Genomic DNA, 7,649 nt, shown 5'->3' on the forward strand with positions numbered 1-7,649 from the left:
CGGCTATCTTGAACTACCCCTTGATGTTGCAGACGGGGAACGTCCGAGCGACCGTGTCGCCGATACCCAGCGCGTCGCTGACGTCGACGACCTCGTCCACGTCCTTGTACACGCCGGGCGCCTCCTCGGCGATCGTCGCCCCGCTTTGCGCCTTCACGTAAACGTGCTCCTGCTCTTTGAGGTCGTCTTGGACATCGCCGCCCCAGAAGTCGCGTTTGGCCTGCGTGCGACTCATCAGCCGCCCGGCGCCGTGGGCGGTCGAGCCGAACGAGACGTCGAGGGAGTTCTCGCCGCCGCGGAGGACGTAGGAGCCGGCGCCCATACTCCCCGGGATGATAACCGGCTGACCGACGTCGCGGTAGACCTCCGGAATCTCCTCGCGACCTGCGGGGAAGGCCCGTGTTGCGCCCTTGCGGTGCACGTAGAGGTCGCGTTCCTCGCCGTCGACGACGTGGGTCTCGCGTTTCGCGATGTTGTGAGCGACATCATAGAGCAGCTCCATTCCGAGGTCATCGATCGGATCGGCATCGAAGATCTCGCCGAACACCGTCCGCGTCCGGTGGGTGATGAGCTGTCGGTTGACCCACGCGTAGTTGATCGCCGCGCACATCGCGCCGTAATACTCGTACGCCAGTTCGGACCCTGCCGGGGCCGCCGCAAGCTCCTTATCCGGCAGCTCCTCGAGGAGATCCCCGTGACGCTTCTCGATCCGCCGCAGGTAGTCGGTGCACGTCTGGTGGCCGAGCCCCCGTGATCCACAGTGGATCAGGACGACGATCTGCCCCGGTTCGAGCCCGTACGCGTCGGCCACGCCCTTGCGGAAGACGTCCGTCACGCGCTGTACCTCGAGGAAGTGGTTGCCCGATCCGAGCGAGCCGATCTGGTTGCGGCCGCGGTCCTTCGCCTTCTGCGGGACGAACTCCGGTCGGGCGTCGGGACGACGCCCTTCGTCCTCACAGTGTTCGAGATCCGACTCGACGCCGTACCCTGCATCGATCGCCCACTCGACGCCACGCTCGAGGATCGCCTCGACCGTGTCGCTGTCACCCGTGACGATCCCGCCGCCGCCGAGTCCGGAGGGGATCCGGTCGAAGAGGGCGTTGACGAGCTCCTCCTCACGGCCCCGGACGTCGCCGTATTCGAGGTTTGTTTTCACCATTCTCACCCCACAATTTATGTCATAGCCGATCGCTCCGGGAGAGATGCATCCCTCCTCGGCGTCGATCGCGCCGACGCCGCCGACCGGGAAGCCGTACCCCTGATGGCCGTCGGGCATACAGAGCGCGTACTTCGTCATTCCCGGGAGGTGCGTCGCGTTCCGGAGTTGGGTGAGCGTGTCGTCCTCGCCGATCGCTTCGAGGAGAGACTCGGAGGCGAACACGCGTGCGGGAACGTTCATACCGTCTTCCCGGGGGATCTCCCAGACGTGCTCGCGCACCTTCCGCAGGCGAACGTCGCCGAACTCGCGGGTGGTCATACCTCGAGGGAGGCCGGGCAGGTGGAATAGCGTTACGACGCACGGGCGACTGGTGGCGTGTGGTGGCCGCGGATGCTGAAGCGTCCCGACCGCGACCGGCGGCTCACCCGTGAACGATCTCGGCAAGCCGATCGCGCAGCGAGTCGCGGCCGAGCTTGAGGTAATAGGCGTCGCCGCCGTCCTCGTAGTAGTCATTGATCCGGCGTTTGACCTCAAACCCGAGGTGCTTGTAAAAGCCGATCGCGTTCTCGTTCGTCGACCGGGCGTGGCAGGTGACCGACCGATGTTCCTCCGCGATCTCGGCGACCAACCGCTGCGCGTAGCCGCGATCGCGGGCATCGGGCGCCACGCCGAGAAACAGGAGGTAGCCGTCACGTCGAACGCAGGCGAACGCGACGAGGTCGTCGTTCTCGAAGAGGAGGTGGGCCCGCGAGCGCCGATAGGCGTCCGTAAAGAACCCGTGTCGCTGCCGGAGTACGTCCTCCTCCTCGCGGATCGTCTCCTTGAGATCCCAGGCCGCCGAGACGTGCTCGACGTTCCCGGGTTGATCGATCCGTTTTTCGACGGTGACGCTCACTAAAAACGGCTAACGCGGGCGTCGAATATAATTCCTCCGTCCCGAACCATCGTTGCCAGCGTCGTCACCCCGGTCCAGCGGCCGATACCGTGTCGTCGACGGCGACCAGTCCACGTCAGAACGATTATACTCTCCACCCTCCTGGACAGTGGCAATGGGAACGAACCGGCCGCTCGTCGAGGAGCTGCGACGCGGGTTCCTCACCGGCGTCGCGGTCATCGTTCCGTTGATGGTCACGATCATCGTGTTGACGATCGCGTTCAACTACGTCTACCAGTATCTGGACCTGTTCTCGGACGCGATCCTTCCGTTTTCTCCGCGGATCTCGGTGCCGATCGTCGGCGTGATCGGGCGGGAACCGCTCGTGGAGATCACCACTCCGTTCGTACTTCTATTGGTGATACTCGGGGTCGGGTTGACGGTGAACTCCTCGCGATACGGGGCGTTAGCGGTCGACTACTTCGATTACCTGATCGAGCGCGTCCCCGGGGTCGGGTCGGTCTACGAGAGCTTTCGGCGGATGTCCGACGTGATGCTCGACTCCGACGGGGAAAACTTCCAGGAGGTCGTCCTCGTGGAGTTTCCCACCGAGGAAACCTACACGCTGGCGTTCGTGACGAGTCACACCCCTGACCCGATCGCGGACGCGGCCGACCGCGGCGGGGAGGGGATGCGGACGCTGTTCATGCCGATGGCCCCGAACCCGGTGATGGGTGGGCACGTCCTGTTCGTTCCCGAATCGCGGATCGTCGACATCGATCTGACGGTCGAGGAGGGGATCCAGGCGCTCGTCACGAGCGGCGTCGCGATCGGGGACGACGTCGACGGCGGGGGGATCGGACGAGCCGGGACGGCGGGTGTGTCGGCCGAGACGCTACAGGACCTCTCCCGATTGGGCCGCGTCGAACAACGGCTGGACCCGACGGCGTCGGCACGGAGGGCCACATCGGACGATCGAGTGATGGCGGGTCGGCGGGAACGATACGACGAGGCGATCAACCCACGGGAAGCCGAAACACCGGATGCGATCGTTCGGCGGGAGCGCGACCGGGAGGACCACTCCGGCGACATCCGCCAAACGTCGCCTCCCGCGGAGCGCGCTGACCGCCGGAAATCGGCCCGGGCTCCGACCGAGACGCCGCCTTCCGAACGCGCCGAGCGGGACCTGGCGAACAGCGACTCGACGGACGTACCACCCGAACGACACGACGATCTCGACGGCGAGGCGGCCGACGAGGGGGGATCGACGTGACGCACCGACTTCGTGATCACACCGCCGACGTGGCGGTCGAGGCCACGGCGGATTCGATCGATACGGTCTTCGCCGACGTCGCATCGGGATTGACGGCAGCGATGTGCAGCGATCCGTCCGGCGGCGGCGATCGGTTCTCGATCGACGTCACCGCCGAATCCGGCGAGGCGGCGCTGTTCGATTACCTCGACGAACTCATATACGAACGGGACGTCCGCGGCGTGCTCCCGGTCGATCACGAGTGCCGGGTCCGCCATCCCGACGCCGACACGACTGACGCCGACGCCTGGGCCGTCACCGCAAGCGCCCGCGGCGTGCCGCTCAGCGAGGTCGCTGCCCGCGACGTGAAGGCCGTGACGTACTCGGAGATGGTGCTCGAGCGTCGGGGAGACGGCTGGTACGCCTACGTCGTCTTCGACGTGTGAACGGCTCGAGGGAACAGCGCGTACACGCCACACAGAGACACACGGATTCACACGGACACTCCTCACTAGATCCGACACCGTATCGGGCCGGTTGCGGGCTGTGCGAACCGCTCGCGTGCCCGACGCCGAAGAACAACCGTTAAAAGTCGCGGTCGGGTTCGTACGCGTATGGCTGGAACCATCGAAGTGCTCGTTCCGGGCGGGGAGGCCAATCCCGGCCCGCCGCTCGGTCCCGAGCTCGGACCGACGCCCGTGGACGTGCAGGACGTCGTCAGCGATATCAACGAGGAGACCGCCGCATTCGACGGGATGGAGGTCCCCGTCACCGTCGAGTATGAGGACGACGGTTCCTTCAGCATCGAGGTCGGCGTCCCGCCGACCGCCGAGCTAATCAAGGACGAGGCCGGCTTCGACACCGGCTCCGGCGAGCCGCAGTCGGAGTTCGTCGCCGACCTCGACGTCGAACAGGTCAAGACGATCGCCGAGCAGAAATCCTCCGACCTGCTGGCGTACGACACGAAGAACGCCGCCAAGGAGATCGGCGGCACCTGTGCCTCCCTGGGCGTCACGATCGACGGCGAGGACGCACGGACCTTCGACGACCGCGTCGAGGCCGGCGAGTACGACGACGTCCTCGCCGAGTAGTCGACGTCTCGTCTCCGTCGCGAGCCAGTCTCTTCGAGGGCGTCGGCATCGCCGACCACTTCACCGCTTGAGTCGTTCGACCGTCACCCCGGAAAGTACAGCACGAACAGCAGAAAGAACGTCACAGCCGCCGCGATCGAGAGGACGATCGCGTACCAGAGCGCGGCGGCGGCGAGCACGATCCGCCCATCGAGACCCTCCACAGCTGGATCCCACCGACCCGCAGCCGGCAGTATACCCGCGAGTGCGATCCAGACGAGAGTGGGATAGCCGACCGCCACGAGGAGCGTCCAGCGGATCAGCTCGATCCCGCCGATCCCACCACGAACCACGACGCCGCCGAGAAAGACCGCGACGTTGCCGAGCACGACCATACCGACGAGGAGGAGGTAGTTCACGGCGTACCGGTCGGTGGGCCAGTCGTCGATCGCCGCGCGTATGCTCCCGGCCGCAAGGACCGGAAGACACGCGACGCTGACGAGGAGCCAGACGAACGCGGTCGCCGCGATCGGCGCGGTCCAGCCGGACGCCACGGGTCGACTAGCGGGGGTCGGCGCATCAGTCTTTTCCCGGTCGTGGAGCCGATCGTCGCGAACATCCCCCAACGGAGACCACTTCCGACGGAGATTCATCCCAAACGAACACCACCTCGCCGGCGCAGTCCCTGTGCCCCGATCCCACGCGCATCACGGCTTCGACGGGTTTAAACGCCGGCTGGGGCAAATCCCGGTGAGACAGGCTTCGCCTGTTTCACTGACCCGTAGGAGCGTTCCTGCGTACTACGGAGGTGAAAAATGGCAGACACAATAGAGGAGGCAGTTTCTCGCGCACTCGAGGAGGCACCCGAGCGGAACTTCCGCGAAACGGTGGACCTCGCGATCAATCTGCGCGATCTAGACCTCAACGATCCGTCGAATCGCGTCGACGAGTCGATCGTGCTGCCGGCTGGAACGGGACAGGAGACGCAGATCATCGTCTTCGCGGAGGGCGAAACCGCCGTCCGCGCCGAGGAGGTTGCCGACGAGGTTCTCGACGGCGAGGACCTCGAGGACCTCGGCGACGACGATGACGCCGCAAAGGACCTCGCCGATGAAACGGACTTCTTCATCGCCGAGGCAAGCCTGATGCAGGACATCGGTCGGTACCTCGGTACCGTCCTCGGTCCGCGCGGCAAGATGCCGACTCCACTCCAGCCGGACGACGACGTCGTCGAAACGGTTAACAGAATGAAAAACACGGTGCAGCTGCGTTCGGGTGACCGACGCACCTTCCACACCCGCGTGGGTGCGGAGGACATGGGCGCCGAAGAGATCGCGGACAACGTCGACGTCATCATCCGTCGTCTCGAGGCCGACCTCGAGAAGGGTCCGCTCAACATCGACGGGATCTTCGTCAAGACGACGATGGGTCCCGCCGCGGAGGTGCCCGTATGAGCTCGGCACGACGAACCGAGACCATCCCCGAGTGGAAAAAGGAGGAGGTCGACGAGCTCGTCGAGTTCATCGACTCCTTCGCCTCGGTCGGGGTCGTCGGCGTGGCCGGCATCCCGAGCCGCCAGCTGCAGCTGATGCGGCGCGAGCTCCACGGCTCCGCGGACCTGCGGATGAGCCGGAACACGCTCGTCGTCCGCGCGCTCGAGGACGTCGACGACGGCGTCGAGCAGCTCGTCGGCGACGTCAGCGGCCAGGTCGCGCTCGTCGGGACGAACGACAACCCCTTCGGACTCTACAAGCAGCTCGAGGCCTCGAAGACGCCGGCGCCGATCAACGCCGGCGAGGTCGCCCCGAACGACATCGTCATCCCCGAGGGCGACACCGGCGTCGACCCGGGACCGTTCGTCGGCGAGCTCCAGACGGTCGGCGCAGCCGCCCGCATTCAGGAGGGCTCGATCCAGGTCACCGAGGACTCGACCGTGCTCGAGGAGGGTGAGGTCGTCTCGGATGACCTCGCGAACGTCCTCACCGAGCTCGGCATCGAGCCCAAGGAGGTCGGACTCGATCTGAAGTCCGTCTACTCCGAGGGCGTGCTCTTCGAGCCCGAGGAACTCGCGATCGACGTCGACGAGTACGCGGCGGACGTCCAGTCCGCCGCCGCCGCCGCGCGCAACCTCTCGGTCAACGCCAACTACCCGACGGCTCGCACCGCCGGTACCCTTCTCGCGAAGGCGTCCGGCGAGGCCAAGTCCGTCGCCCTGCACGCCGAGATCGAGAGTCCGGACGTCGTGCCCGACCTGATCGGGAAGGCCGACGCCCAGCTACGCGCGCTCGCGGCGCAGATCGACGACGAGGAGGCGCTGCCCGAGGAGCTGCAGGGCGTCGATGCCCAAGCAGCCACGGCGGACGCCGATGCGGACGAGGAGGAACAGGCTGACGAAGGATCGGACGCCGAGGAGACGCCCGACGACGCTGCCGACGCCGATGAAGACGACGGCGACGACGGCGACGCGGGCGACGGTCTCGGCGCGATGTTCGGATAACACACGGAGATTACACCAATGGAATACGTTTACGCTGCGCTCATCCTGAACGAGACGGGCGAAGAGATCAACGAAGACAACATCACGTCGGTGCTCGACGCTGCGGGCGTCGACGTCGAGGAGTCCCGCGTCAAGGCCCTCGTCGCGGCCCTCGAGGACGTCGACATCGAGGAGGCCATCGAGACGGCCGCCGCCGCGCCGGCCGCCGGTGCCGCCGCAGGTGGGTCCGCTGACGCCGGCGGGGACGCCGACGAGAGCGAGGACGAGGCCGAGGACGAGGCCGAGGAAGCCGACGAGGCTGACGAGGACGACGAGGAAGACGGCGACGGCGGCGAAGGCCTCGGCGAGCTGTTCGGCTAACGCTCCGTATCCGGAGTTCGCGCCCCCACGGGCGCCCGACCACCAGCTCGTTCCTCACGAGACACTTTTTATCGGCGGACAAGGCGAATACCCCGAGGCTTGACCTCGGGGATGAAGCCGACAACTCGTGATACAAACCACTAAATGAACACATCACTAATCAATAGACAGCGATGGAACACAGTCACCGCTACCACGCTTACCCGACACAAGAGGTAGCGGCTGGACTGGAACACCATCTGGATGTTCATCGCCAGCTCTACAACCACGTCCGCTGGGACTACGAACAAGCCCCGGAAGACAATAAGCCGAGTGAGTACGACCAGAACAACAAACTTCCCGACTGGAAGCGAAAGTGGCCCGTCTTCAGTAAACTACACTCAAAGGCCGCCCAAGCCACCGTCGCACGCTTCTATCGGAACCTCTCGAACCTTCGC

Annotated in this window: 10 protein-coding genes; 7 read left to right on the top strand and 3 right to left on the bottom strand. The window is 65.7% G+C overall.

Going from position 1 to position 7,649, the window contains the following annotated elements; translation table 11 throughout:
• Window positions 1–13: 13 nt before the first annotated feature.
• The gene (locus BLW38_RS07180) at window positions 14–1,477 is read right to left on the bottom strand and encodes an RtcB family protein (protein WP_092816400.1); all 1,464 of its coding nucleotides are present in this window, start codon (window positions 1,475–1,477) and stop codon (window positions 14–16) included.
• A gap of 103 nt (window positions 1,478–1,580) precedes the next feature.
• Entirely contained in the window at window positions 1,581–2,054 is a 474-nt protein-coding gene (locus BLW38_RS07185; RefSeq protein WP_092816402.1) for a GNAT family N-acetyltransferase, read from the bottom strand.
• 154 nt (window positions 2,055–2,208) lie between these two features.
• Here BLW38_RS07185 and BLW38_RS16740 point away from each other — a divergent pair, with 154 nt between their 5' ends.
• The 3 genes from BLW38_RS16740 (at window position 2,209) to BLW38_RS07200 (ending at window position 4,376) form a co-directional block, all read left to right on the top strand.
• Complete coding sequence (locus BLW38_RS16740) at window positions 2,209–3,306, top strand: DUF502 domain-containing protein (protein WP_092816404.1); 1,098 nt, start codon at window positions 2,209–2,211, stop codon at window positions 3,304–3,306.
• Window positions 3,303–3,731: an archease gene (locus tag BLW38_RS07195; RefSeq protein ID WP_092816406.1), complete on the top strand. Its 429-nt coding sequence runs from the start codon at window positions 3,303–3,305 to the stop codon at window positions 3,729–3,731. Before BLW38_RS16740 ends, BLW38_RS07195 begins: the two co-directional genes overlap by 4 nt.
• Window positions 3,732–3,899: 168 nt before the next feature.
• A complete protein-coding gene (locus BLW38_RS07200; protein ID WP_092816409.1) occupies window positions 3,900–4,376 on the top strand; it encodes a 50S ribosomal protein L11 in 477 nt (158 codons plus the stop codon).
• Window positions 4,377–4,459: 83 nt separating this feature from the next.
• On the opposite strand, the gene BLW38_RS07205 is transcribed toward BLW38_RS07200, so the two are convergent.
• A complete protein-coding gene (locus tag BLW38_RS07205; RefSeq protein WP_092816411.1) occupies window positions 4,460–4,909 on the bottom strand; it encodes a hypothetical protein in 450 nt (149 codons plus the stop codon).
• A 261-nt stretch (window positions 4,910–5,170) separates the two neighbouring features.
• Here BLW38_RS07205 and BLW38_RS07210 point away from each other — a divergent pair, with 261 nt between their 5' ends.
• The 4 genes from BLW38_RS07210 to BLW38_RS16420 form a co-directional block, all read left to right on the top strand.
• Window positions 5,171–5,809, top strand: a complete 639-nt coding sequence (locus BLW38_RS07210) for a 50S ribosomal protein L1 (RefSeq protein WP_092816413.1) — start codon at window positions 5,171–5,173, stop codon at window positions 5,807–5,809.
• A complete protein-coding gene (locus BLW38_RS07215) occupies window positions 5,806–6,852 on the top strand; it encodes a 50S ribosomal protein L10 (protein WP_092816415.1) in 1,047 nt (348 codons plus the stop codon). Before BLW38_RS07210 ends, BLW38_RS07215 begins: the two co-directional genes overlap by 4 nt.
• Before the next feature lie 18 nt (window positions 6,853–6,870).
• The gene (rpl12p, locus tag BLW38_RS07220) at window positions 6,871–7,212 is read left to right on the top strand and encodes a 50S ribosomal protein P1 (RefSeq protein ID WP_092816417.1); all 342 of its coding nucleotides are present in this window, start codon (window positions 6,871–6,873) and stop codon (window positions 7,210–7,212) included.
• A 173-nt stretch (window positions 7,213–7,385) separates the two neighbouring features.
• A partial coding sequence (locus BLW38_RS16420) for a helix-turn-helix domain-containing protein (RefSeq protein WP_245710091.1) occupies window positions 7,386–7,649 on the top strand: 264 nt, incomplete at its 3' end.

Origin of the sequence: Halopenitus malekzadehii, assembly GCF_900108505.1 — an archaeon.
Taxonomy (GTDB): domain Archaea; phylum Halobacteriota; class Halobacteria; order Halobacteriales; family Haloferacaceae; genus Halopenitus; species Halopenitus malekzadehii.

What these genes read in the sequence shown, in the direction of transcription:
- BLW38_RS07180 (WP_092816400.1), bottom strand. Translation starts at nt 1,477, where the DNA reads ATGACCACCCGCGAGTTCGGCGACGTTCGCCTGCGGAAGGTGCGCGAG.
- BLW38_RS07200 (WP_092816409.1), top strand. Translation starts at nt 3,900, where the DNA reads ATGGCTGGAACCATCGAAGTGCTCGTTCCGGGCGGGGAGGCCAATCCC.
- rpl12p (WP_092816417.1), top strand. Translation starts at nt 6,871, where the DNA reads ATGGAATACGTTTACGCTGCGCTCATCCTGAACGAGACGGGCGAAGAG.
- BLW38_RS16740 (WP_092816404.1), top strand. Translation starts at nt 2,209, where the DNA reads ATGGGAACGAACCGGCCGCTCGTCGAGGAGCTGCGACGCGGGTTCCTC.
- BLW38_RS07215 (WP_092816415.1), top strand. Translation starts at nt 5,806, where the DNA reads ATGAGCTCGGCACGACGAACCGAGACCATCCCCGAGTGGAAAAAGGAG.
- BLW38_RS07210 (WP_092816413.1), top strand. Translation starts at nt 5,171, where the DNA reads ATGGCAGACACAATAGAGGAGGCAGTTTCTCGCGCACTCGAGGAGGCA.